Annotated in this window: 22 protein-coding genes; 15 read left to right on the top strand and 7 right to left on the bottom strand. The window is 50.2% G+C overall.

All coding sequences use genetic code 11. The features are described from left to right. Positions 1–11 precede the first annotated feature (11 nt). Positions 12–200, bottom strand: coding sequence for a hypothetical protein (locus ABEB26_RS21785; RefSeq protein WP_012191876.1), 189 nt, complete (start codon positions 198–200; stop codon positions 12–14). Positions 201–571: 371 nt separating this feature from the next. Between ABEB26_RS21785 and ABEB26_RS21780 the strand changes: the two genes are divergently transcribed. The 4 genes from ABEB26_RS21780 (at position 572) to ABEB26_RS21765 (ending at position 3,796) form a co-directional block, all read left to right on the top strand. Further along, positions 572–1,378: a TIGR00266 family protein gene (locus ABEB26_RS21780; protein WP_345724217.1), complete on the top strand. Its 807-nt coding sequence runs from the start codon at positions 572–574 to the stop codon at positions 1,376–1,378. A gap of 280 nt (positions 1,379–1,658) precedes the next feature. Continuing rightward, positions 1,659–2,102: a GNAT family N-acetyltransferase gene (locus ABEB26_RS21775; RefSeq protein WP_345724192.1), complete on the top strand. Its 444-nt coding sequence runs from the start codon at positions 1,659–1,661 to the stop codon at positions 2,100–2,102. Between the two features lie 78 nt (positions 2,103–2,180). Further along, on the top strand, positions 2,181–3,194 hold the full coding sequence (locus tag ABEB26_RS21770; RefSeq protein WP_345724191.1) for a hypothetical protein: 1,014 nt from the start codon (positions 2,181–2,183) through the stop codon (positions 3,192–3,194). Positions 3,195–3,352: 158 nt separating this feature from the next. Next, on the top strand, positions 3,353–3,796 hold the full coding sequence (locus ABEB26_RS21765; protein ID WP_345724189.1) for a hypothetical protein: 444 nt from the start codon (positions 3,353–3,355) through the stop codon (positions 3,794–3,796). Positions 3,797–3,896: 100 nt separating this feature from the next. On the opposite strand, the gene ABEB26_RS21760 is transcribed toward ABEB26_RS21765, so the two are convergent. From ABEB26_RS21760 to ABEB26_RS21745, 4 genes are all read right to left on the bottom strand, one after another. Then, on the bottom strand, positions 3,897–4,493 hold the full coding sequence (locus ABEB26_RS21760) for an ANTAR domain-containing response regulator (RefSeq protein WP_012191881.1): 597 nt from the start codon (positions 4,491–4,493) through the stop codon (positions 3,897–3,899). 745 nt (positions 4,494–5,238) lie between these two features. Next, positions 5,239–5,775, bottom strand: coding sequence for a bifunctional nuclease family protein (locus tag ABEB26_RS21755; protein ID WP_012191882.1), 537 nt, complete (start codon positions 5,773–5,775; stop codon positions 5,239–5,241). Between the two features lie 163 nt (positions 5,776–5,938). Next, entirely contained in the window at positions 5,939–7,009 is a 1,071-nt protein-coding gene (locus ABEB26_RS21750; RefSeq protein WP_345724187.1) for a quinone-dependent dihydroorotate dehydrogenase, read from the bottom strand. Positions 7,010–7,374: 365 nt separating this feature from the next. Next, the gene (locus ABEB26_RS21745; protein ID WP_345724186.1) at positions 7,375–8,313 is read right to left on the bottom strand and encodes a 5-oxoprolinase subunit C family protein; all 939 of its coding nucleotides are present in this window, start codon (positions 8,311–8,313) and stop codon (positions 7,375–7,377) included. A 399-nt stretch (positions 8,314–8,712) separates the two neighbouring features. On the opposite strand from ABEB26_RS21745, the gene ABEB26_RS21740 reads away from it, so the two are divergent. The 3 genes from ABEB26_RS21740 (at position 8,713) to ABEB26_RS21730 (ending at position 15,708) form a co-directional block, all read left to right on the top strand. Continuing rightward, on the top strand, positions 8,713–10,854 hold the full coding sequence (locus ABEB26_RS21740) for a Kelch repeat-containing protein (protein WP_345724185.1): 2,142 nt from the start codon (positions 8,713–8,715) through the stop codon (positions 10,852–10,854). A 322-nt stretch (positions 10,855–11,176) separates the two neighbouring features. Continuing rightward, positions 11,177–12,130 carry a hypothetical protein gene (locus tag ABEB26_RS21735; RefSeq protein WP_345724184.1) on the top strand — a complete coding sequence of 318 codons (954 nt, stop codon included), beginning with the start codon at positions 11,177–11,179 and terminating at the stop codon, positions 12,128–12,130. A gap of 11 nt (positions 12,131–12,141) precedes the next feature. Continuing rightward, the gene (locus ABEB26_RS21730; RefSeq protein WP_345724183.1) at positions 12,142–15,708 is read left to right on the top strand and encodes an ATP-binding protein; all 3,567 of its coding nucleotides are present in this window, start codon (positions 12,142–12,144) and stop codon (positions 15,706–15,708) included. Positions 15,709–15,769: 61 nt separating this feature from the next. On the opposite strand, the gene ABEB26_RS21725 is transcribed toward ABEB26_RS21730, so the two are convergent. Next, entirely contained in the window at positions 15,770–15,985 is a 216-nt protein-coding gene (locus ABEB26_RS21725; RefSeq protein WP_345724182.1) for a KTSC domain-containing protein, read from the bottom strand. Positions 15,986–16,431: 446 nt separating this feature from the next. On the opposite strand from ABEB26_RS21725, the gene ABEB26_RS21720 reads away from it, so the two are divergent. The 4 genes from ABEB26_RS21720 to serS are packed head-to-tail and all read left to right on the top strand — an operon-like array spanning position 16,432 to position 19,268. Then, positions 16,432–16,947: a hypothetical protein gene (locus tag ABEB26_RS21720; protein ID WP_345724181.1), complete on the top strand. Its 516-nt coding sequence runs from the start codon at positions 16,432–16,434 to the stop codon at positions 16,945–16,947. Beyond that, entirely contained in the window at positions 16,944–17,405 is a 462-nt protein-coding gene (locus tag ABEB26_RS21715; protein ID WP_345724180.1) for a hypothetical protein, read from the top strand. The genes ABEB26_RS21720 and ABEB26_RS21715 overlap by 4 nt, the downstream gene beginning before the upstream one ends. Next, on the top strand, positions 17,402–17,983 hold the full coding sequence (locus ABEB26_RS21710; RefSeq protein WP_345724179.1) for a hypothetical protein: 582 nt from the start codon (positions 17,402–17,404) through the stop codon (positions 17,981–17,983). The genes ABEB26_RS21715 and ABEB26_RS21710 overlap by 4 nt, the downstream gene beginning before the upstream one ends. Positions 17,984–17,999: 16 nt before the next feature. Beyond that, positions 18,000–19,268, top strand: a complete 1,269-nt coding sequence (gene serS / locus ABEB26_RS21705; RefSeq protein ID WP_345724178.1) for a serine--tRNA ligase — start codon at positions 18,000–18,002, stop codon at positions 19,266–19,268. A gap of 133 nt (positions 19,269–19,401) precedes the next feature. Here the strand turns inward: serS and ABEB26_RS21700 are convergent, their stop codons facing one another. Continuing rightward, entirely contained in the window at positions 19,402–20,433 is a 1,032-nt protein-coding gene (locus ABEB26_RS21700; RefSeq protein WP_345724177.1) for a response regulator, read from the bottom strand. Positions 20,434–20,804: 371 nt separating this feature from the next. Between ABEB26_RS21700 and ABEB26_RS21695 the strand changes: the two genes are divergently transcribed. The 4 genes from ABEB26_RS21695 to ABEB26_RS21680 all read left to right on the top strand — a co-directional run bounded on the left by ABEB26_RS21695 (position 20,805) and on the right by ABEB26_RS21680 (position 24,628). Next, positions 20,805–21,929 carry a sugar ABC transporter substrate-binding protein gene (locus tag ABEB26_RS21695; RefSeq protein WP_345724176.1) on the top strand — a complete coding sequence of 375 codons (1,125 nt, stop codon included), beginning with the start codon at positions 20,805–20,807 and terminating at the stop codon, positions 21,927–21,929. Between the two features lie 84 nt (positions 21,930–22,013). Next, positions 22,014–22,805, top strand: a complete 792-nt coding sequence (locus ABEB26_RS21690; protein ID WP_345724175.1) for an ATP-binding cassette domain-containing protein — start codon at positions 22,014–22,016, stop codon at positions 22,803–22,805. Beyond that, complete coding sequence (locus tag ABEB26_RS21685; RefSeq protein ID WP_345724174.1) at positions 22,802–24,037, top strand: sugar ABC transporter permease; 1,236 nt, start codon at positions 22,802–22,804, stop codon at positions 24,035–24,037. The genes ABEB26_RS21690 and ABEB26_RS21685 overlap by 4 nt, the downstream gene beginning before the upstream one ends. Positions 24,038–24,295: 258 nt before the next feature. Continuing rightward, a complete protein-coding gene (locus ABEB26_RS21680) occupies positions 24,296–24,628 on the top strand; it encodes an MGMT family protein (RefSeq protein WP_345724173.1) in 333 nt (110 codons plus the stop codon). Positions 24,629–24,634: the final 6 nt, after the last annotated feature.

Below are 24,634 nucleotides of genomic sequence, written 5' to 3'. Positions count from 1 at the left end.
CAGGGTGGGTCTTAGGATGCAGGTGTTTCCTCAGTGTTCGGGTCGAACCAGCCCCGTTCTTGGGCAATGAATTTAATCGTGGCATCGTCGGGGGGATACAAACCCGCCACTTGATAGGCATAGGCTAGCAAGGCCGCGCCGCCAACTAAACCCACAACTGCGCCAATTAAAAAGGCCAGAATCGCTCCAAAACGCCGCATGCTGGAAACTCCTTGTGTGTCGGTGGAGACCATTGGGATAGCCTGTTTGGCCCATCCCCAAAGGTAGAAACGCGCTACCATCATAACGCATAGCATCATTAAGCGCAACCACCAGCCCTAGCAACATTTGGCCAAGCACGGGCGTACTAGACGACAGTTGTACAATGCAATTACCAAGTATGTTGCACATGTTTGTGCTAGCATTTGAGGAGCGTGTGATGTCTGATAACGATTATCGACCTAAATTTGATCCCCAAACCGGCCAACCCATTCCCAATCAGCCCCAAGGCGGTTACCCACCACAGCAGCCCCAAGGTGGCTATCCACCACCACCCCAACCAAACTACGGCGCTCCAGCAGGCGCATACACCATGGCCAGCGAGCCAGGCCGCCCGCTCGATTTGCCCGAACCACCAGTTGCCTTGAGTGGCCGTGGCATGACCACTGGTTTGCGCTACAAAATTATTGGTACTGTGCTCCAAGCAGCGATCATCGAGCTTGATCCAGGCCAGATGATCTTCTCGGAAAGCGGCGGCATGTCGTGGATGAGCGGCAACGTTGAGATGAACACGAATTCTGGCGGCGGCATCGGCAAGATGTTCAAACGCGCCTTCTCAGGCGAATCGTTGTTCATCGTTGATTTCACGGTTGCAGGCGGCACTGGTTTGATTGGTTTTGCCAGCGAAATGCCTGGCAAGATTGTGCCATTGCACCTCGCCCCCGGCCAAGAAATCATCATGCAAAAAGATTCGTTTATGTGTGCCGAAAAGTCGGTTCAGCTTGATATTCACTTCCGCCGTAAATTGGGGGCAGGCCTGTTTGGTGGCGAAGGCTTTATCATGCAACGGGCAACTGGCCCCGGCGTGGTTTTTGCTGAGCTTGATGGCGAAGTCGTTGAATACTACTTGCAACCAGGCCAAATGATGAAGGTCGATACTGGTCACGTGGCAATGTATGAGCCAAGCGTTCAGTTCGATATTGAAATGGTGCGCGGCTTCAAGAACATTCTCTTCGGCGGCGAAGGCTTGTTCCTAGCAACCCTGCGCGGCCCTGGCAAAGTTTGGCTGCAAACAATGCCAGTCATGAATGTCGCCAAGAAATTGGCCGAATACATGCCCTCGAGTGGTGGCGGAAGCAGTGGTGGCAACATCATTGGCAACTTGCTCGGCGGCGACTAAGCGCTAGCAACAAACCAGCGATGAAGGTGTTGTTACCTTCATCGCTGGTTTGTTTTATGTAAGGAGTCAGGGGTTAGAGTTCAAGGGCTAGACCTTTTTTAACCAATGACAAGGGGTCAGGGGTCAGAGATCAGGAGCCAGAACACACAATCCCAAATGATTGTCCTATGCTGTCACCTGACCCCTAGCCCCTGACCCCTATCACCCTCTGCATTAAACCCTGACACCTTGTCATCCCTCATAATTCATCCTTCATACTTTTCTAAACAGAGGTTTTACTATGGCAACGATTCGTTTAGAACCAATTACTGAGGAAAACTTACGGCCTGTGCTCAAACTCAAGGTTCGCGATGATCAAACTCAATTTGTGGCGCAAAATATGTTTTCGGTAGCCGAGGCCTATGTGCACCCTGATTGGGAGCCACGCGCGATTTATGCCGATAGCGATTTGGTTGGCTTTGTGATGATGGGCCGCGACACTGAAACTGGCCACGATTGGATTATTCGCTTTATGATTGGGGCTGAGCACCAAGGCAAGGGCTATTCCAAGCCAGCACTTTTGGCGGTGATTGATCATCTCAAGCATAAAGCCTATCGCACCGAAATTCGGCTGAGTTATGTGCCAGGCAACGTCGTAGCCGAAAAGCTCTATCAAAAAGTGGGCTTTGAAGCAACTGGCGAGGTCGAAGATGGCGAAATTATTATGCGCTTGAACGAGGCCTAATTATCAGCAACCCATCAGAGCGATGTCACCCCAAACCGATCATAGGCGGCGTATACTGCACGATGAAAGGAGGCCATCGTGCACCGTTATACACGTCTAATGCTTATTTTGGGCCTTACATTGCTCAGCGCTTGCAGCAATAGCAGCCCAACTACGATACAACCATTGCCCGAACAACCAACCGCTAGCATTCCAGCAGCCAACCCCGAGCAACCAACTTCAACTCCAGCAATCAGCCAAACCGCAGTCAGTGAGGATAATTCCGCTCCACCCAGCCCATTCAATCTCCCAGCATTCGATGATCGCCAAGATCCGCTGAGTTTGTTGGCGAGCTTTTACAATGCGGTCAATCGCGCCGATTACCAACGCGCCTATGGCTATTTTGAAGTCGCACCAATGCCGTTTGATCAATTTGAGCAAGGCTATGAGCAAACGCTCAGCGTCAAGGTATTGATCGATCCCCATTTTGTGATTGATGTTGGTGCTGGCAACCAAAACACGCGGGTTGTCGCTGGCTTGATTGCCTATGATCGCCAAGCAGGTTGGCAATATTTTGTGGGCTGCTACGAATTACATCGGGTCAACATTAACGGGCCAGATGAGCCTTGGCACATTCGCAACAGCCAATTTGAGCTGACCAACGATTTACAAACTATGAGCCAAAGGGTTGGCCAAATTTGCCCAGTGATCGAGTCGCCCGCTAGAGTTCAAACTCCCGAACAAACGTTAGCTCTGTATATTTATACCTTGAACCAAGCCAATTATGCCCAAGCATGGAATTATTGGCACGCACAACCAGCTAGTGATTTGGCAACTTGGAGCCAGCAGTTTGATCCAAACCAATTTATCCAAGTGTTGATCAACCCGCAGGGTCTGAGCGATGCTGGAGCTGGCAATCTATATTATTCGACCAATCTGGTGTGGCTAACCAACGATCAAGCTGGTCAATTGCAAGTGCAAGCGGGCTGTGTCACCTTGCATCGTAACAACACCGAGCCAGATCAGCCGTGGAAAATCCAGAGTCTGACGTTACAAACGCTGCAAGCAAGCCCCGCAGCGCTCGATCAAGCACTCAACCGCCAATGCCCATAAGCTGAATTGAGTGAAAACGTTATTGTGCGAATCACTCAATAGTAAACGACTATTGACAAAAAAGGCCACTTTTGTCAATAGTCAGCGTGAACCAACGAACCAAAATCAACTAAACTAGCCCAATGAAGCAAATTTGAAACGATAGAGGAACAAGATTCATGCCTGTTGCCAAACGCCTACGCGGCTTATGGGTTGATGCAGTGTTGTTGGGGCTAGCCATCTCATTGTTTATTCCAGCAATTGGGGCAGCCCAAGTAGCTGGATTTTCGCTCGGATTGACAATTACGCTGTTGATCATATTAATTGGCGGCTTGATCGCTAAGGCAATTCGCCATGGCATGCACTTATACAGCCCGCCAGCCGAACGCGAAGCCAAACTCAATGGTCACATTCGGCAGGCGCTGGTTGTGAGTGCCACCCCAACTGGCTGGCTACGCGGAACCTATGGCCGACGCATTTTTGAGTTTGAGCTAGAGTTACGCCTCGAACAAACTACACTCAAAATCTATCCATTCCTCGAGCTGCTCAAAGCGCCTGATGCGGGCGATACAGTGCAGGTCAAAATTCACCCTCACAACCCCAATGTCGTAGTACTTGCTTAACGCTTGAAGCGCTCTTGTCGGCAATCCAACAAGGGCGCTTCGTTTAGCTCGGCAATAACCCAAAAAGACCAAAAGCAAACAAACGAGGATGCTGGGGCAATTATGAGAGCAAGGCTTCAGCATCGATGATCGTCTGGGCAATGTCTTTGAGCTTGACCCGTTTTTCGCGTGCTCGATGGCGCAAACGTTCGTAGGCATCGTGTTCGCTAATATTCAAGCGCTGCATCAAAATCCCTTTGGCTCGCTCGATCAATTTACGAGCTTCCAGCGATTCATGTAAAGCATCGACTTCTTGGCGCAACGCGCGAATTTCGGCAAAGCGAGCTAAGGCAATATCAATCGCTGGAGTCAATGCTTCCATCGTAACAGGTTTGACCAAATAGCCCAGTGCCCCAGCCCGTTCAGCCTTGCGAATGGTGTCGCGGTCGGTAAAAGCGGTTACCATCACAATTGGCATCGGACGCTCAGCATAAAGCCGTGCGGCAACCTCGGTGCCTTCCAATTCGGGCAACTTAACATCAAGAATCGCCATATCTGGCTCTAATTGGCGTGCCAGCTCCAACGCTTGGGTTCCGGTGCGGGCAACTCCGACCACCTGAAAGCCCAAATCGGTCAAATATTCTTCCATGGTCAAGGCCACTAGTTCGTTGTCTTCGGCTAACAAAATCCGAATCGTGGCTCGCTGCTCATCAGACATAACAAGGCTCCGTCTTCACTAGAAATGGCTGCTTACATCCTAGCATACTTTAAAAAGCATTTACACAGAGAATAAACAGGCAAATAAACATCTAAATACATAGATAAAGCTGTAAATTTATTTTTAGCTTGGCAAGATTTAGTTTTTTTGAACGTTTAGTTTCGTCTTTTCCCAATCGGCTTAAATCCAATGCGCAGCATTGGGGATATCCCCAATATATTATTTAATTAGGATCATGAAATAGACGTTAACAGTAGAGCATGTGGATTTGTGGAAAGATCGCGTTTCATGCTCTTGTAATGGCGCATGATTGATCGGGATAGATCGTGGAAGAGTTTCCCCATGTTCCCCATGGGTTTGGGGATTAGCGCATGTTGTGGATTGTTGTGCACGATCGGCGCACATGCTTTCCCCATGTTTGTCCACATGACCGCGAGTTTTCCACACCAAAAGGCTAGTTATCCCCATTTTGTGGATAACTTTGGGGATAACTAGCGAATAAACGGGGATAACGCTAAATCTAGGATAGATTTCAGTTGCATGGCCCTAGATATAGTAGATCTACTGCGTGGACGATATGTGGAAAAGCTGCTGATAACTCGGTGGAAAACCTCTGGATAGCATGATCGGCTGATGGGCCTGTGGATAGTTGTGGAAACATGTGGACAATCCAAGCCCCAAATTTGGCTAGAAAAAGCCCCAACTGAAGCATCAGTTGAGGCCAAAGGAGCGGGCTACGGGCGAGCTATTGATCCGATTCGGGATCAATTGAATCGATGAATTTACGAAAGATCGAAAGCTCTTCTTCATCGGTGGTTGGGGCGGCCTCTGGCTCTGCCTGCGAAACCGATGTTGTCGGAATATCTTCGCTTTCGTCTTGGTCGTCCATCATATGGCCCAATTCATCCATTACATGGTCGGCCACAAAAATGGGAGCTTCAGCGCGAACTGCCAAGGCGATGGCATCGCTCGAACGTGAATCAAGCTCGATGGCTTGACCATTATTATCGACAACTAAGCGAGCAAAGAAGGTGCTATCACGAAAATCGCTAACCACAACTTCGCGAATCGTGCCGCCTAGTGCTTTGACAGTTGCCAAGAGTAAATCGTGGGTCATTGGGCGTGGTGGCTCGTGGCCTTGGACGGCTAGTGCAATTGCATCGGCTTCAAACGGGCCGATCCAGATTGTCACATAGCGACGGCTGTTAAGTTCCCGCAGGACAACAATCCGTTGTTGTGTGAGTAGACTAAAGCGTATGCTATCAACCTGGACGCGAACCATAACGCTGAAACCTTTCTATGCATCATCGTGGTGCATACTTAGTTAATTGCCGCTCCATGCGATGCATCTTACCACGCCACCTAGGGCAGCGCAACCAGTTATGTCATGCTCTGGTGTCATCTTGATTTTGCCATATGGGTGAATTTGCGTCCCCTCTCTAGCGCTAAACTGCTGACCCAATGGCTGCTTGAATTGAATCAAAGCCATCGCGCCGCAGCAATGCCGCCAGCTCACGGTTGATTGTGCCAACCAATTGTGGCCCAGCATAGATCAGGCTGGTATAGAGTTGCACGGCACTTGCGCCAGCCAAAATCCGTTCGTAAGCATCTTGGCCGCTGGCAATTCCGCCAACGCCAATCAAGGGCAATTTACCGTTGGTTGTTTGATAAATATAGTTGAGGGTAGCTAAGGCCTTGGCTTTAAGCGGAGCGCCACTTAACCCACCAGTTTCGGTTTGATGCGCTGAACGTAATCCTTGACGGCTGACGGTTGTGTTGGTGGCAATAATTCCATCCACTCCAGCATCCAGTGCTGCCCCAAGTGCTGCGTCTAAGCCTTCGCGATCTTCATCGGGCGAGAGCTTGACGAATAATGGCGCTTGACGGCGTAATTGCTGGCGGGCAGTTTTTACAACCTGCAATAATTCGGTTAATGGTTCGCGGCGGCTGAGTTCACGCAAACCTGGGGTATTCGGCGATGAAATATTGATCACAATGTAATCGGCATATTCGCCAAGCAAATTAATCCCTTGGCGATAATCATCAGCAGCTTGCTCATTGGGCGTGATTTTATTTTTGCCCAAATTTATCCCAAGTGGAATTGAATATGATTGTTTCGCCAAACGTTGAGCAAGCGCTGCAATTCCAGCATTATTAAATCCCATTCGATTAATTAATGCTTGATCTTCGACTAAACGAAATAGCCGTGGTTGTTCATTACCAGTTTGAGGTTTTGGTGTAACTGTGCCTAATTCCAAAAAACCAAAGCCCAATTGGCGCATTCCACGGATATGGGTGCCATCTTTATCGAAACCTGCTGCTAAACCAACTGGATTATTCAAGGTTAACCCACACAAATTAGTGTTAAGCAATGGGTCATTGTGATGGAAGGAACGGAATAAAGCTGAGGTAAATGGTAAACGAGTGGCCAAATCTAGGCCTAAAGTGGTGAGCCGATGAGCTTTTTCTGGTGGTAAACGAAACAAAAGTGCTTTTGCAAGCTGATAGCTGCGCATACAAAGCCTCAAATTCATGATTTTGGCCGCGACTATCGTTGGCCTTGGTGATTATACACAATCATTTGCCGGCCATGAAATATCCCACATATCCCAAGTTTCCCACATATCCCACATGGTTATCCACATTTTTGGGGGTAACTTTAGGTATTTGGGGATAGAATTACGAACATATGTTTTTATTAACAAGCGGATTTTGAAATTATATCGAACGTTTGTGTTATTATGGCTGTGGGAAAACAATTAATTTGACAAATTTCAAAAAGTTATCCCACATTATCCCACACTTACCCACATTTTTGGGGTATTGTTTCTTTTTGCACAATCTTTTTGGGGGATATCGAGTTAGTACTTTGGGGTTAACGCTAAATTGGTGTGCCAATAATGAGTGGTTCTGGCTCGAAGTTGGTTTTGAGGATGTTTAGTTGTTCAGCAAAAGCGCGTTCGGCTAGTGTAACCCTGATCGACTGAAATTGCAAATACTCCGAAGGCAAGCGCTGAGCGAGTTTTGGCAAGTCGGCGCGAATTACCACGCCAAGCACTGGATAGCCGCCAGTGGTTTGGGCATCGGCCAAGAGCACAATCGGTTGACCATCAGGCGGCAACTGAATCGTGCCTGGCACAACCCCAAATGAGCGAATTGCTTGGGTCGGTGCGGCTAAAGCTGGGCCTTGGCAACGATAGCCCATGCGATTGCTTTTGCTGCTGATTTGCCAGGTTTGGGCTTGAAATTGGCGTTGAAGGTTGTTGGCACATTGGCGATTGGGTAGGTAGCGAATTGGAGCTTGGCTTGAAACGTTGGATGCTGTGTCCAAACTGCGCCCAGCAAAGCTCAAATTTGGCTCAGCATAGGTCAATTGATCGCCAATGTGCAAGGGTCGCGCCAAATAGCCATGCCAAGGTGCGCCGAGCAATGTACTTTGAGAGCCAAGTTGGGGCACAATATTGAAGCCGCCAGCAATTGCCAAATAGCAACGTGCGCCAACGCGGCGTTGGGTAAAGCGCAATTCACTATCAGGCCGCACCAGCCATGCCCGCCCAAGGCCGATTGGCTGATCGTTTAATTCAGCGCCTAAATCTGCCCCAACCAAACTGATGATGGTTAATTGGCTGAAGTGCAAACAAGCCCCTGATCCCGTAATTTCGAGACTGGCGTGATCCTCGGTATTACCAACCAAGCGGCTTGCCAAGCCATGCGCTAGCCAATCGAGTGCTCCGCTGGCGGGCACGCCCCAATGCCGTAGGCCGGTGCGCCCCGCATCCTGCAAGGTTATCAACATGCTGGTTTGGCGAATTGTCAACATGGGCCTAAGTATACGCGAAGTCAAGAAGAACATAGAGCAAAGAGCATAGAACAATAGGGGCCAGCGATCAGGGGCGAGGGATCAGGGAATCGGCATAGGATAATAATCAAAACAATCTGTGTACATCTGTGGCTAAAAATAACATTTTGTGAATGAGGTTTTAACGCAGCGGCGTAGAGGGTGATAGAGGTCAGGGGCCAGTGATCAGAAGTCATGGCCGATGATTGGGCTAGGTAATTCGAATCTGATCCCTAGTCTCTGAATCCTGACCCCTCGTGGAGCGATTTCTAGCCTTTGGCTAGCGAATGCGCGTATAATGGGGCTAACCACTTTTTATTGCTGCGGATGAACTACTATCGGCTATCGTTGATTGCGGTTGTACTTGTTGGAGGCAAGCCCATGACTACGCGTACCCTTCGGATTGTGCTCCTGCTGGGGTTGGTGCTGCTATTTTTTAGTGGCTCGTATACGCAGGCGCGTGAGCTGCAACGGCCAATACCACGCCCACAAACCGTGCTTGTGCCAACAACCTACATCAACGAAAGCTTTGATCTTGCTAATTTTCCGTCGCTCAATTGGTCAACAACCATTATTACTTCGACCGATACGCCTGATCCTGAATGGACTTATGTGACGAGTGCAACCCGCCCGACTGCCCAGCCGCACACTGGCGCGGGTATGGCCCATTTCAATAGTTATTCCACGATCAATGGCAATGCAGCGCGATTATCGGTCGTGCTAACACCAACAACCAGCGTGTTGCGGATCAGTTTTTGGTATTACCATAGCGCGATTTTTCCAACTTCAGCCGATATGTTGCTACTACAAACTAGCAGCGATGGCCAAAACTACATAACCCGTGCTGGCTACCCACGCTATCGGGCAACCGATGGCTGGACGCAGTATCAGCTTGATCTGCCGTTTGCCAGCGCTGACCAGCCGTTTTACCTTGGATTTTTGGGTATCAGCGATTTTGGGGCCAATCTTTTGCTCGATGATGTGCTGATTCAAGATACACCGCCGATTGAGATTTTTGGGACAACCAGCAATCAAGGGTGTGCTGGCGATACATTGCTTTATCCTTTAAGTGTACGCAATAATTATCCTAGCGATCAAATGCTGAATCTTAATTTGGCTGCAAGCGCTTGGCCCAGTAGTTTACCCTTTAATCAACTCGCGATTCCAGCCCAAAGCAGCCGCCCAATCACGGTTAGCGTGCAGATTCCAGCAACAGCCCAGCCGCATAGCAGCGATCAAACGACCTTGCAATTGAGCAATGCTTTGGTTGATCTGAATCAGGCGATTGTGACTAATTGTGCCCTTGGGCAGTGGGTTGATCGCGAGGATTCGTTGGTTGCTGCGCGTTATTCATCGGTAGTTAGTGCTGACGGGGCACTCTTCCAAATTGGCGGTCAAGGGCCAAATAACAACTCGCCTGCTTTGGGGAATACCCTGCGCTATCAGCCAATTACTGGCAGCTGGCAACAACGGGCGGCTATGACCACGCCAGTGTTTGGGGCTGATGCAGCCGCCCTCAACGGCGAAATTTATGTAGCTGGGGGCTATACCACTGGTGGCTCGACCACGACAGGTTTGATTAGCAGTTTACAAATTTATTCGCCAACACTCGATACTTGGCGCAACGGCCCGAGTTTGCCGATCGCATTGGCCTATTATCAATCGGCAGTTGTTAATGGCAAACTCTATATTATTGGTGGCTCGAATGGTAGCAATGCCTTAGCCAGCGTTTGGATTTTTGATCCTGTTAACCAAACATGGAATGCTGGCCCAGCGATGACCACTGCCCGCGCATTTGCTTCGGCTGGGGTAATTGGCAACAAAATGTATGTTGCAGGCGGTACGGCTACGATCAGCAATCAAACCGCCATGGATACTATGGAGATCTATGATGCGAATCTTGGATTTTGGATGCCTGCGCCCAACTTGCCCCGCCGCCAAATGCAAGGTGGTGATGCCCAAATTCTTGATCGTTTTTTTGTGATTACCACAGGCTATTCAATGCCAGTTGTAGCCTCGAATTCAAGCCTTATTTTCGATCAACAGACCAACCAATGGTCAGAAGTGTTGTTGAATAGCTCACGCTATGGAGCCGAGGCCGATAGCATTAACGACACCGTATTTGTGGTGGGCGGTCGGCAGTTTGCTAATAATGTCTTTACCATGAGCAGCCGCAACGAATCATTCCAAATCTGTCGGTTTGTGCTCACCACTGCCACGCCAACACCGACCGCAACTAACACCCCAACGGCAACCGCTACGAATACACCAACCAACACCGCTACCGCTACATCGACCTCAACGGCCACCAACACGCCAACCAACACATCAACGAATACGCCAACCAATACCCTAACCGTTACGTTAACGCCAACCAATACAGCAACGCCAACCGCGACCAATACGCCGACCGATACGCCAACATCAACGGTGACGAACTCGCCAACCAATACGCCAACCGCGACCCAACCAATTGACCTGCCTGATCTCTTCCTACCACTGGTTGGGGTTGAATTGCGCTAACTGCAATGAGGGATAGAGCATAGAACATAGAGCATAGAATCAGGGGCTAGGAATTAACAATCAAGTTCAACGCAGAGACGCAGAGCACCAAAGGATGAATTATGAGGGATGAGGGATGAAATTCCAACAGGATGAGCATTCGAGGTGTGTGGCTTAGAGCAATAATCAAAATAATCTGTGCAATCTGTGGCTAAAAACTTAGCCTTCGTGCGCTTCGTGCGCTTCGTGCTCTTCGTGGATCAAATAGGTTCTATGCTTTAAATATCGAAAATTTGTGCTAAAATATTATGTTATAATAGGGCTTTTGTGGTATAATAGAGCCATGAATAGACGTTTACAACCACAAGCCCAAGAGCCACAACGGCGGAATCTTCCGGAACGTCTAAGCCAAGGATTTCGCGTCGTTCGTCGAGCACCTTGGGTTATTTTAATGCCAATTTTGCTTGATCTATGGCTCACGCTGCTGCCAGCTTTAGCACCCAATCGCTGGCTTGCGAGCATTGGTAGCGTCATCAGCCGTTTTAGCCAAGCCCAAGGCCAACAGCTTTGGTCGCAGGCTAACGAATTGTTGCAAACCATCGATTTACGCTCGAGCGCTGTTGGTACCTACCTCGTACCCAGTTTGTTTAGCGGCGATGCTACGCCCTCGATTTACGCTGGCGCACCATGGTTGTTCAATGGTTGGTTGACGTTATTGTTGGTGCTTGGGCTGAACATCGCTGGTTTAGGGCTAAGCACCTTAGTTTTGTTCTGGCTCGGGCAGCATCTCGGTACAACCAAACCAGCATTATCGGCTTTGCCTAAGCAACTTTGGGCTTTGACCAAGATGTGCTTGATTATTGTTGGGCTTGGGTTACTCTTTGGGATTCCAGCGTTTGTGGCTGCTAGCTTTCTGCTTTCGGCCAGCGCATTTGGTGCACAACTGGTGCTGGCAGCATTTGGCGTGATGCTGATTGCGCTGTGGCTCTATGCCAGCCTTGCACCAGCAGCGATTATTATTGGCCAACAATCAGCCTTAGTGGCTCTCTACCAAAGCTATAATCTCGTTCGTCAACAGCCCCGCGAAGCCTTTCCGCTGATCATCGCGAGTGGCGTTTTGATCCATGGCACGGCCTTTTTACTACGGCCATTAGCCAACGATCTGATCAGCATTATGGCTGCTAGCGCCCTGTTTGGGTTGCTCAGCTGTAGTTTACAAGCAGCAAAATTAGCCTTTTATAGCGAACGTGTTGGCTCACTTGCCCACCGTTTTCCTGTTGCCCTAACACAAAAGTGAGGTTCGATTCGATGGCGACAAATTCCAATCAGAGTACATACGATGCCGCTCAGATTCAAATGTTGCGCGGCTTGGAAGCAGTACGCGAAAACATGGGGATGTATCTCGGTGGTCAAGACACGTCAGCCTTGCATCACTTGGTCTATGAAGTTGTCGATAACTCAGTTGATGAAGCTTTAGCAGGCTACTGCGATACGATTATCGTCGAGATGCGGACTGACGGATCAATCGCTGTCGTTGATAATGGGCGCGGGATTCCCACCGATATTCACCCAGTCGAGGGTCGCTCGGCCTTGGAAATTGTGCTCACCGAGCTGCATGCTGGTGGTAAATTCAAAGGCTCGCAGGGCTACAAAGTTTCTGGCGGCTTGCACGGGGTCGGGGTTTCGGCAGTTAACGCCGTCTCCGAATTTTTGCGGGCTGAAGTTAAACGCGATGGTAAGCTGTGGGCACAAGATTTTCGCCTAGGCATGCCCCAAGCTCCAGTTAAAGCGGTTGGCGATGCTGAAGGCACTGGCACAACGATTATCTTCAAGCCCGATGCCCAATTATTTACCACGGTTGATTTTAACTATCGCACCTTGGCCAACCGGTTGCGCGATATGGCCTACCTCAACAAGAGCCTGCGCTTCAAACTGGTCGATTATAACAGTGATCGCGAAGTAACTTATTATTTCGATGGTGGGATTGTCTCGTTCGTGCGCCATCTGACGCGCGAAAAAGGCCCAGTGCTGGCTCAGCCGTTTTACGTCGAAAAGCCCTATGAAAACGTCAATGTTGAAATTGCAATGCAATATACTGGCGATTTCAACGAAAATCTTTTAGCCTTTACCAACAATATTGCCAACCCCGATGGCGGCACGCACGTAACTGGCTTCCGAGCGGCCTTGACCCGAACGATCAATGCCTATGGTCGTAACAAAGGCTTGCTCAAAGAAGGCGATGCACTTTCAGGCGAAGATGTGCGCGAAGGCTTGACCGCGATCATCAGCATCAAGCTGTTTCGCCCACAATTTGAAAGCCAAACCAAATCGAAGCTGGCAACGCCTGAAGCGAAAACTGCCGTCGAAACCGTGCTCAACGAAGCATTATCGGCCTTCTTGGATGAAAATCCTAACGAAGCCCGCCGGATTATCGAGAAATCGCTGTTGGCCTCACGCGCCCGCGATGCCGCTCGTAAAGCCCGCGATTTGGTGCAACGCAAAGGCGCACTCGAAGGCTTTGCGTTGCCTGGCAAACTGGCCGATTGCTCAGATAAAGAGCCAGCTCACTGCGAAATCTTCATCGTCGAAGGCGACAGCGCCGGAGGAAGTGCAAAACAAGGCCGTGATCGCCGTTTCCAAGCGATTTTGCCGCTGCGCGGTAAAATTCTGAACGTGGAAAAATCGCGTTTGGATAAAATGCTGGCGAATAATGAAGTTCGAGCATTAATTACCGCGCTTGGCACAGGTATTGGCGAAACATTTGATATTTCGCGTTTGCGCTATCATCGCATTTTGATTATGAGCGTGGCTGGTGATGAGCCAACCTTGATTCGTAATGCACAAGGTCATACCGAGTTTGTACGGATCGGCGAATTTATCGATCAATGTATTGCAGGTCAACGTAGCGCCAGCGAATACGAAGTGATCAGCTTTGATCAAAAGCGTCATGTGGCCCGCTTCCGCCCACTCAAAGCCGTGATGCGCCATGCCAACCATGAGCCAATGTACAAACTGACCACGCGCTATGGCCGTTCAGTCAAAGTAACGGCCTCGCATAGCGTTTTTGTGCTCGAAAATGGCCAGCCTGTGTTGAAAAAAGGCGACCAGATTCGACTTGGCGATCAGTTGGTTGCTAGCCGTCGGATTCCACGGCCAGCCAGCCAACCTCGCGAAATCGACCTTGTGAAGCTGTTTGCTGAAGCAGGCTTGATTGATAACCTGTATTTGCGCGGCGAAAGCGTGCGCACAATCGCAGCCCAGCGGGTGCTCAACAACGTTTCGCAGCCAGAACAATGGAACGAAGCGCGGATCAGTTTGCATACTGCTGCTTGGGAACGTTTGGTTGAATATCGCCAAGCTAATGGCCTCAGCCAAAAAGCGGTTGCCCAACGGCTGGGAGTCAAGCAAGCGATTACGATTAGCCAATGGGAACGTGGCATGTTGCGGCCTATTCAATCGCAATTTGATGAATATTTGGCAACGATTGGCTGGGAAGAACCCATCAGCTACGAGCTTGTGCCATCGAAGATCGAGCGCTTATTGCTGCAAGATGATAGCAGCAACAATGCCCGCTGGCGTGAAGTGAGCAACTACAAAGCCTTCGATAGTTTCAGCAGCGACGAGCTAGATTTGCTTGATCGTGAAGTTGAGCTTGTACCGCAAGCCCACGACGATCGGGCCTTCCCACGCATGCTGAGCATCACCCCAGAATTGCTGTGGTTCTTGGGCTGGTTCACCGCTGAAGGCTCCTTGAGCAAACATCAAGTCAGTTTGTCGCTGGGCCAAAAAGATGCAGCCTTCTTCGACGAGCTAAAAACCACGATTGAACAACTCTTTGGTGAAACCCCACGCTTCTATCAATCGCCCGATAATGGCGGGATCAAATGCTATTTCCATAGCGTTTTGGCAGCGCGACTGATTCGAGCCTTGGGCTTGGGTGCGGTTGCCCATCAAAAACGAGTGCCAAATATGCTGTTCAGCTTGAGCAACGATTTGCAGCGCAGCTATCTCGAAGGCTATTTCCTTGGCGATGGCACACTCTGCGATAGTACAATCAGCATGACCACCAACTCAACCGAACTCAAAGATGGCTTGCTCTATTTGCTTGGCCAGCTTGGCGTTTTCGCTGGTGTTAGCAATATCAAGCCCAACTTACCAGCCGATGCGTCAATTCAAACCGTGCACGACTATTACAACATTGCAATTAGTGGCAAGCAGCAGCTAGAGCAATTGCGTGGCGTTTGGCAGCGCCATCATTTGGCGGCTAAAGTCGAAGCACATTTGGCCAAACCAACGACCAAAGCCCAAGCCTTCACGCCATTGAGCGACGATATGGTTGGCTTAGAAGTCTTGGCAGTTGAAGAATTGGCTCCAACTGGCGAGTTCGTTTACGACTTCTCAGTCGAAGAAGATGAAAACTTTCTGTGTGGTACTGGTGGTTTGTATGCCCACAACACCGACGCAGACGTTGACGGCAGCCACATCCGTACCTTGTTGCTAACCTTCTTCTTCCGGCATATGCGCGATTTGATCACCAACGGGCACTTGTATGTAGCCCAGCCGCCGTTGTTCCGCGTACAACATGGCAAGGCCTACAAATATGTCTACGATGAAGCTACGCGCGATGAGTACATTCGCTCATTGCCAGCCGGCACTAAAGTCACCGTTCAGCGCTTCAAAGGGCTAGGCGAAATGAATCCCGACCAACTGTGGGACACCACGCTCAACCCGGGCAATCGCATGATTTTACAAGTGACCGTTGAAGATGCGATGGAAGCCGATGAAACCTTCTCGATGTTGATGGGTGAAATCGTGTTGCCCCGCAAGCGTTTTATCCAAACCCACGCCGCCGACGTGAAGAATTTGGATGTGTAGGTAGAGCTAACAATTGGTATAAAATGTAGCAGGGTTAGTAATCGCTAGCCCTGCTACATTTTTAGCGCGAAACTTTACGATAGCTAAAAGCACCTCTGATACAGTCGTTGAAATAACTGCCGAGCGAAGCTGCCTGCATCAACTCGTTATAAACACCCTCGGGTACATTGAAGTACTGATAGATTGAGCGATTTTGAAATTCAATCTCCAAGGTTTGGCTGGTGCGGTCATAGCCAACTGAGGCAAGATTTGATGACGAGACTGGGGTTCGTTGCATTCAAGGCCTCCTCGATTGCAATACACTGCTTGATTGACAAGCATCATACGTGACAATCGCAGAGCTATTCAAGCGAAGATTGGTTATTTCATTCACGGAAATCAGGCTTTGGGCTGGGTGACAATCGCCGTGAGGTCTCACAGGCTACCAAGCCTTCGTGGTATAATAACGCCACTGATGTTGACGAAATCCGTGGATTGAGCCTCATTTGTTCTTCAGAGAGCCGCAGCTGCTGGGATTGCGGTGAACACTGCCAATCTATCCAATTTCTGAGTCGTAACGCCCCGCGTTCGGGTTGCTTCCGTTAGCAAGCTTTTCGAGGTTGTTGCATGCAACGACGAACGAAGGTGGCACCACGAGAGCTTTTGCGCTCTTCGTCCTTCTCTAGGGACGAGGGGCGTTTTTAATGTCGAAATTTTCGCCCAACCCAAGCGTTGAGGTTTGTTATGTCATGGGAAATCGGCTTAGTAACGTTCGGCAGTATTGTTGGTTTGGTGGTTATTCTGTGGATTTTTAGTCGCTTGGCTTGGGGCGGTGGCATGCAACAGCCATCGTACCAATTGTTGAACCCAGCCAAGGAACGCCCAGTGTCCACCCATTTTGCCCAACCCGACCAAGAATCGATTGTGGTTCGCTGTAAACAATGTCATTTTAGTCATGCACTGCCAGATATTAGTAAAATGCCAGCGTTTTTAGCATCGGTAGCTCAAGCTAGTAGCGATAGTGGCGAGCTTAAATCAATTTGTCCCCATTGTGAGGGCGTGCTCCAAAGCTGGATTCGTCAAGCAATTCAGCATCATGGTAGCCAACAAACCATTGATTTTGCAGTATTACGGCGTGGTCAACGCCGCTTGTACGAAGTTGAAACAGTCATCTATGAGTCATTGAGCGAGCTTCCCCAACCATACCGCAGTTTGGTGGCCGAAGCGCTGAATGAGCCAGAACCAGAGGAAACTGCATGATTATTCGAGGCGATCAAGCCGACCTAATCCATAATCACGAGGGGCGTTTAGCGCCCAACCAACAACGTCAACTCCAAGCGATGCGGGCTTTTCGCGTGCCATTTTTGCCGATGCTACTCATTGGCTTGGCGCTGATTAGTTATGGCACATTGCGTTTCGATACCTTGGGCTGGGTTGTTGCAGGCTTGGGCGGTGTGTTAATTATCAATGCTTGGGTTCGTCGCCAAAGCCAAGCTGCGCTCAAGGCTGGCGTGGTGCAAGCGATTACCGGCGAACTCGAAAAAATTCGGCCAGTGCCATTTGCCATGTTTGAATCAGAGCTGGTGATTAATAAGCGTTCGTATGCACTCTTGGCCAAATTGGGCCACCAACCGCTGCACGTTGGCCAAACGTACACAATTTATGTGGCCAAAGGTGTTTCACGCATGGGCATTATCGTGGCGGTTGAAACAGCATGAGCAAGCGTCAATCCAAACGCCCAACTGGCGAGGAATTAGCCAAAATTCGTGAACATAATGCTCAAGTAGCGCAAACCCAAGCGGTTAATCTGGTTTGGGGCATTAAAGCCGAGTTGCCAAGCAATCAGCGCGGCGAGTTGCACCCTGATCAAATTAAACGCATTTTGAAAATTTCGATTTTTGATATTTGGATTCGCCTAGCCTTTGGGGGATTCTTTTTGGTGTTTGCCCTGACCCAACGCACTGATTCATGGCAATTTTGGGTTCCCTTGGCAATTGCCTTGTTTCCCTTGGTTAGCGCGATCAACGGAGCGCTTGCTCGTCAGCGGCTCAATAAAGCCAAGGTCGAAACACTCGAAGGCAGTGTCAATGAGGTCAAAGTGCATCGTTCCGAGGCAGTTTCGGCTACCTTGCACCGCGATAGCTTATATATGTTTTTGCTGAACGACCAACACAGCAAAACCCTGCCCAAGCCTAACCAAACCTACCGTTTTCATGTGGCATTTGGGGTGATTCGGCCAGGAATTGTCGTCGCAATCGAGGAATTAGATCATATTGCTGCGTCAGCCGACGCATAGTTTAAGGAGTGTTTCAATGCTTGATATTCGTTTATTTCGTGAACAACCCGAGCTGGTACGCGAAGGCTTTGCCAAAGTTGGCCGTGATCCAGGCTTAGTTGATCAAGTGATTGGCTTGGATCTTAAACGGCGCGAGGCGATTACCGAAGTTGAGCGACTCAAGGCCGAGCGCAATGCTGGCTCGAAAGATGTTGCCCGCACCAAAGATAAAGCTGAACGCGACGCGAAAATTGCCGCTATGAAACTGGTTGGCGATCAAATTACTGAACTCGATGCTCAAGCGAATGCAATCGATTTGGAATTGCACAATCTTCTGCTCGATTTGCCCAACTTGCCGTTGCCCGAAGTGCCAGTTGGCAAAGACGAACACGATAATGTTGTGGTGCGAGTTGAAGGTACAATCAAAGAAACCAATTTTGAAGTTAAGCCACACTGGGAGCTAGGCGAAGCCCTCGGGATTCTCGATTTCGAGCGTGGTGTGCGCATGAGCGGTACGCGCTTTTTTGTAATGAAGGGCTTGGGCGTGCGTTTGCAACGGGCACTCATTAGCTGGATGATCGATATGCACGTTGATCAACATGGCTACACCGAATTGGCCGTGCCCTACTTGGTCAAGGCCGATGCCATGGTTGGGACTGGCAACTTGCCCAAATTTGCCGACACGATTTTTCATATCGAAGATACCGATTTGTGGTTGATTCCGACCGCTGAAGTGCCAGTAACCAACTTGCATCGCGAAGAAATTTTGGATAAAGCCCAGTTGCCCTTACGCTATGTGGCGCATACACCATGTTTCCGTAACGAGCAAATGAGCGCTGGCCGCGATGTCCGTGGCATCAAACGGCTGTATCAATTCGATAAAGTCGAGATGGTCAAAATGGTTGAGCCAGCTACCAGCTACGACGAATTATTCTCGCTGATTAGCAATGCCGAAGATGTCTGCAAAGGCTTGAAGATTCCCTATCGCTTGCTGCAATTGTGTACCGCCGATTTGGGCATTGCCACGGTCAAGTACGATTTGGAAATGTGGGCACCTGGCATGAACGAATGGCTGGAAGTTTCGTCGTGTGGTTTATTTGGCGATTATCAAGCACGCCGCGCCAATATTCGCTATCGCCCTGAAGCTGGGGCAAAACCTGAGTTTGTGCACACCCTGAATGGTTCGGGCTTGGCCTTGCCACGGGTGATTATCGCAATTCTGGAAAACTATCAAAATGCTGATGGCAGCGTGACCGTCCCCGAAGTGCTACGGCCATATATGGGTGACATCGAACGGATTGGCTAGAGTTAGGGGGCAGGGGTTGGGGCTAGGGGTCAGAGAAAACCTGACCCCTAGCCCCTGACAACTGACTCCTCGTCCTTTGTGTCCTTCGTGGATCTCAATCCTGACCCCTAACCCCTGACAACTGACCCCTCGCTTACACATCTTCCAACAACAAGCGCAGAGCTGCCGCATCGAGGTCTTTTTTATCGAGCAAGGCGACTGCCCCGACTGCCAAGCCGCGTCGATGAAACTCGCGGTCGGGGTAGGCGCTGACCAGTAGCACACGGGTATTGGGCGATTGTTGCTTAATTTGAGCGGCGCAACTAATCCCATCTTCATCGCCCAAGACCACATCAACCAAGGCCAAATCTGGCAAGCGTTGGCTAATTGCCGCCATAGCCTCAGTTTGATGGGCGGCCTCAACCACAGCACAATTGGGCTGCATTTTGCTAATCATGCGGCTAACGTGTTGGCGATAGCGCAAATTATCATCAACAATCAACACACTGAGGGCTTGGCTGGGGGCGATCGTTTGGCTGCTGGTTGGCATCATCGGCAATTGCGGGTGTTGAGCAGCATAATGCACCGCTTCAAGCCGACTTTGTACCGCAATTTGACGATACAGCCGCGTAAGATGATTTTCAACGGTTTTGACGCTTAGGCCAATCCGCCGGGCAATTGCATGGTTATCATCGCCCTGCTGCAAACACCACAGCAATTCACGTTGGCGCGGAGTCATGCCAGTTTCAACTACAGGCACGCCGCGCATCAATTTAGAAAGCAAGGGTGTACAAACCCAACGTTCACCAGCCAACACCCGTTGCAAGGCCAAACGAATATCAGCCAACGGTTGATCTTTGAGTTGGTAGCCATCGACTCCTGCTTGCAACAGCCCTTGCACATAGACATCATCATCGTAGGCGCTGACCACCAGAATTTTGAGTTGGGGATAATGCATGCGAATTTGGCGAATTGTTTGCAACGGCTCGAATTGGGGCATGCTGACATCGATCACCAAAGCATCTGGTTGCAGATCGAGCGCGGCCAAAACGCCAGGCCCATCGCCAACCTCGGCCACAATTGCAACATTGGGCAAATCGCTTAGCGCGGTTGAAATGCCAGCTCGCACGACCGCATGATCATCGGCTACCACAATTCGAATCTGACGCTCGCCATTGAGTTGCATGCAAATCCTCGCTTTAGGGGGAAATCCCCCCATTCAACTAGGGGAAAGACCCTAGGAAGATTGGGGGATTGGGGGTTTTGTTGACCAACAGCTTTGGCGTACACTAGCGTTACATCAGTCAGCACATACTATCGTGCCATAAGCGGCGAATTTACGCAACTTAGGCAACCCACCACCAACCAACTACCCATCATGGCAAATCTACACCTACAGAAAAAAGCAATGGTTCGCTCAGCGTAGCTTTGATGATGGTCTAGGGCATTGGTGCGCTTCTCACAAGGAGCAGGTTCGTTCGATTTGGTTGGCTTTTTGTTCGCACAATTCGGTATCAATGACGATTGTAGGTCTTAACAGACGAAGGAGTCCACTCTATGAACGTGCGGCGTAGCGCATTCACTTCCCTCTTGTTAATCCTCATCTCTGGTGTGATCGCAGCCTGTGGCAGCGAGAGCGCCACAACTGCTCCAACCACTGGGACTGGTGGCACAACCAGCAGTGGCGGCAAAGTCGTTGCTTTGTTCTTGCCCGATGCCAAAACTGCCCGCTATGAAACAGCTGACCGCCCCTACTTCGAAGCCAAAATGAAAGAGCTTTGCCCAGATTGTCAGGTGATTTACAACAACGCCAATCAAGATGCAAGCTTGCAATTGCAACAAGCAGAAGCAGCCTTGACCAACGGCGCAAAAGTGCTGGTGCTTGACCCAGTTGATTCAGCCGCTGCTGCTTCGATTGCCGACAAAGCCAAAGCCCAAAATGTACCAGTCATCGCCTACGACCGTTTGATCCTCAACTCAGATGGCGTGAGCTACTACATTTCGTTCGACAACGAATCAGTTGGCAAGTTGCAAGCTGAAAGCTTGGTCGCGCAATTAGACAAACAAGGCATCGCTAACCCAACGATCGTCATGATCAACGGCTCACCAACCGACAACAACGCTAAATTGTTCAAAGCTGGCGCTCACAGCGTGTTTGATCCATTGGTTAGCGCTGGCAAATTGACCATCGCCAATGAATACGACACCCCCGACTGGAGCCCCGACAAAGCCCAAGACCAAATGCAACAAGCGTTGACCAGCATGGGCAACAAAGTTGATGGCGTATATGCTGCTAACGACGGCACGGGTGGCGGTGCGATTGCCGCCATGAAGGCTGGCGGTCTCTCACCATTGCCCCCAGTCACTGGCCAAGATGCTGAATTGGCGGCAGTGCAACGGATTTTGGCTGGTGACCAATACATGACTGTGTACAAAGCCATCAAGCCTGAAGCCGAAGCCGCTGCTGAATTGGCCTTTGCCTTGCTCGAAGGCAAAACCACCGACAAAGCCACCAGCAAAGTCAACAACGGCAAAATTGATGTTCCTTCAATCTTGCTGACCCCGATTGCTGTGACCAAAGAAAACGTCAAAGACACGATCATCAAAGACCAATTCCACAAAGTTGATCAGATCTGTGCTGGCGATTTTGCCAAGGCCTGTACTGATGCCGGTATTCAATAACTAACCTCTGTGTCGCTGGGTTGGCACGGCTCACACAGCCAGCCCAGCGACTACTCCACTGACCCACAGCAAAAGGAATATGTCATGACAGCAACAGAAGCAGCGATGCCTGTCTTGCAATTGCGCCAAATTAGCAAACGCTTTGGTGCAGTTCAAGCACTCTCCAACGTCGATTTCGAGGTTTTCTCGAATGAGGTGGTGGCGTTGGTTGGCGATAATGGCGCAGGCAAATCGACGCTGATTAAGACCATCGCTGGAGCATACAAACCCGACGAGGGCGATTATGTCTTTGAAGGCAAGGTCGTTTCAGTCAATAGCCCACGCGATGCCACCGACCTCGGGGTTGAAACCGTCTACCAAGATTTGGCCTTGTGCGATAATCTTGATGTGGTTTCCAATCTTTATCTTGGCCGCGAAAATGTGCGCCGCAGCGGGCTTAAATCCCTCGATCTGCTGAATGAAACCGAGATGGAACGTCGGGCAACTGAAGTGCTGCGCGATCTGAGCGTCAAAATTCCTAGTGTGCGGGTGCAAATTGCCAATCTTTCTGGTGGTCAACGCCAATCGGTGGCAGTTGCTCGCTCGGTGATGTGGAACTCCAAAGTTGTGTTGCTCGATGAGCCAACTGCGGCACTCGGTGTTGAGCAAACCCGCCAAGTCAAAGATTTGATTATGCGTTTGCGTGATCGCGGCTTGGCTGTGGTGGTGATTAGTCATAATGTTGCGGATGTGTTTGAAGTCTCGGATCGCATCATTGTGATGCGACTGGGGCGACGGGTCGCTACCTTCCACACATCCCGTAGTACCAACGAACAAGTGATTGGCGCGATTACTGGAGCAATGCTGCCCAGCAATGCCTATGGAGAGGCCGAATGATGAAAACGCAACCGACGAATCTTGCTGCTGCGCCTAACAATTGGCGCGAAGCATTAGCCGAACGCTTTCGCCAAGGCAACCTAGGCTCGCTGCCAGTGATTATTGGCTTGATTATTATTGCGCTGGTGTTTCAAAGTATCAATAAAAACTTTCTCACGCCGCTCAACTTGACCAACTTGATGGTGCAAATTGCCGCGATGGGCACAATTTCAACTGGGGTTGTGCTGATTTTGCTGCTTGGCGAGGTTGATCTTTCGGCTGGCCAAGTTAGCGGTTTGGCGGCAGCAGTGATGGCGGTGTTGGTTTCACGCCATAATCTGCCCGCAGGCGTGGCAATTATTGGGGCGATTGTGGTGGGAGCCTTGGTTGGTCTGTTGCAAGGCTGGTGGATTTCATCCTTCCGTGTGCCCTCGTTCGTGGTTACCCTCGCAGGCTTGCTAGCTTGGCAAGGGTCACGGCTACGGGTGCTTGGCGACACAGGCAGCATCAACATCACCAATAAATTTATTAATGATATTGCCAACTATAAGCTGCCAATTTGGCTTGGCTGGGTTTTGGGCATCGTCAGTGTGGTGATCTATACCCTGATTGTGTTCAACGAATATCGCAGCCGCCGCGCCGCTGAATTGCCAACTGGCTCGTTGAACGGGGTATTTTGGCGGGTTGGCGTGGTTGGTGCAAGTGTCTTGGCAGGGGTTGCAATGATGAGCGTCAACCGCAATGCCAACGCTGCTGGCAACCCAATTCAAGGCGTACCAAGCGCAGTCATTATCTTCCTGACCTTCTTGATTATCTTTGATTTTATTACTCAGCGTACGCGCTTTGGCCGCTATGTCTATGCAGTTGGCGGCAATACCGAGGCTGCTCGCCGCGCAGGGATCAACGTTAATCGGATTCGGATTACGATTTTTATGCTGGCTTCGGCACTCGCCGCCTGTGGCGGGATTTTGGCCGCCTCACGTTTGAACGCGGCCAATCAATCATCAGGCGATGGCGATGTGTTGTTGAATGCAATCGCGGCAGCGGTGATCGGCGGTACCAGCCTGTTTGGCGGGCGTGGCCGGATCTGGTCGGCCTTGTTGGGTGCGCTGGTGATTGGGGCGATTGCTAATGGCATGGATTTGCTGGCGCTCAAGTCATCGATCAAATTTATCGTAACTGGCTCGGTGCTTTTATTGGCAGTTACGATTGATGCGGCCTCACGTGCTCGCCGTGAAAATAGTGGACGCTAGATCCAAACCTTAACGCAGAGGCGCAGAGAGTATTTTAGGATTCAGGGGCCGGCAATCAGGGGTCAGGGATTTATGGTTGGGTGAGGTAATGCAAAGCTGATCCCTCGTCCCTGAACCCTGACCCCTTCGTGCGCTTCGTGTTGTGGTTCCTATCTCTCAGCTTCCTATCCCCTAACCCCTGACAACTAGCCCCTGACCCCTACTTCGTTGTGTTCCATGCTAAAGTGCTGGTAGCGAAATCTACCAGTGAGCGAATCGATGAGTACAGAATTTTTGACGGCAATTTATCAAACCCTCAAACAAGTGCCAGCAGGCCGAATTGTAAATTATGGGCGGTTGGCTCTAGCAGCAGGCTACCCTGGCTATGCGCGGGCAGTTGGCAAAGCCTTGCATGCCTTGGATGAGCAATATCCTGACGTGGCTTGGTGGCGAGTGGTTAATCGCGAGGGCCGGATTTCGACCAATTGCCCAGAACATACGGCGCTTGAGCAACGTCAACGCTTAGAAGCTGAAGGCATCGAGTTTGATCAGCGTGGTTATATTAGCTGGCAACGTTTTGGTTGGCTCGAAACTAGCGAGCTGGAATTTTGAATTCCC

The sequence above is a fragment of the Herpetosiphon gulosus genome (genome assembly GCF_039545135.1).
GTDB lineage: Bacteria > Chloroflexota > Chloroflexia > Chloroflexales > Herpetosiphonaceae > Herpetosiphon > Herpetosiphon gulosus.
This window is presented reverse-complemented; position numbering and strand designations above follow the sequence as displayed.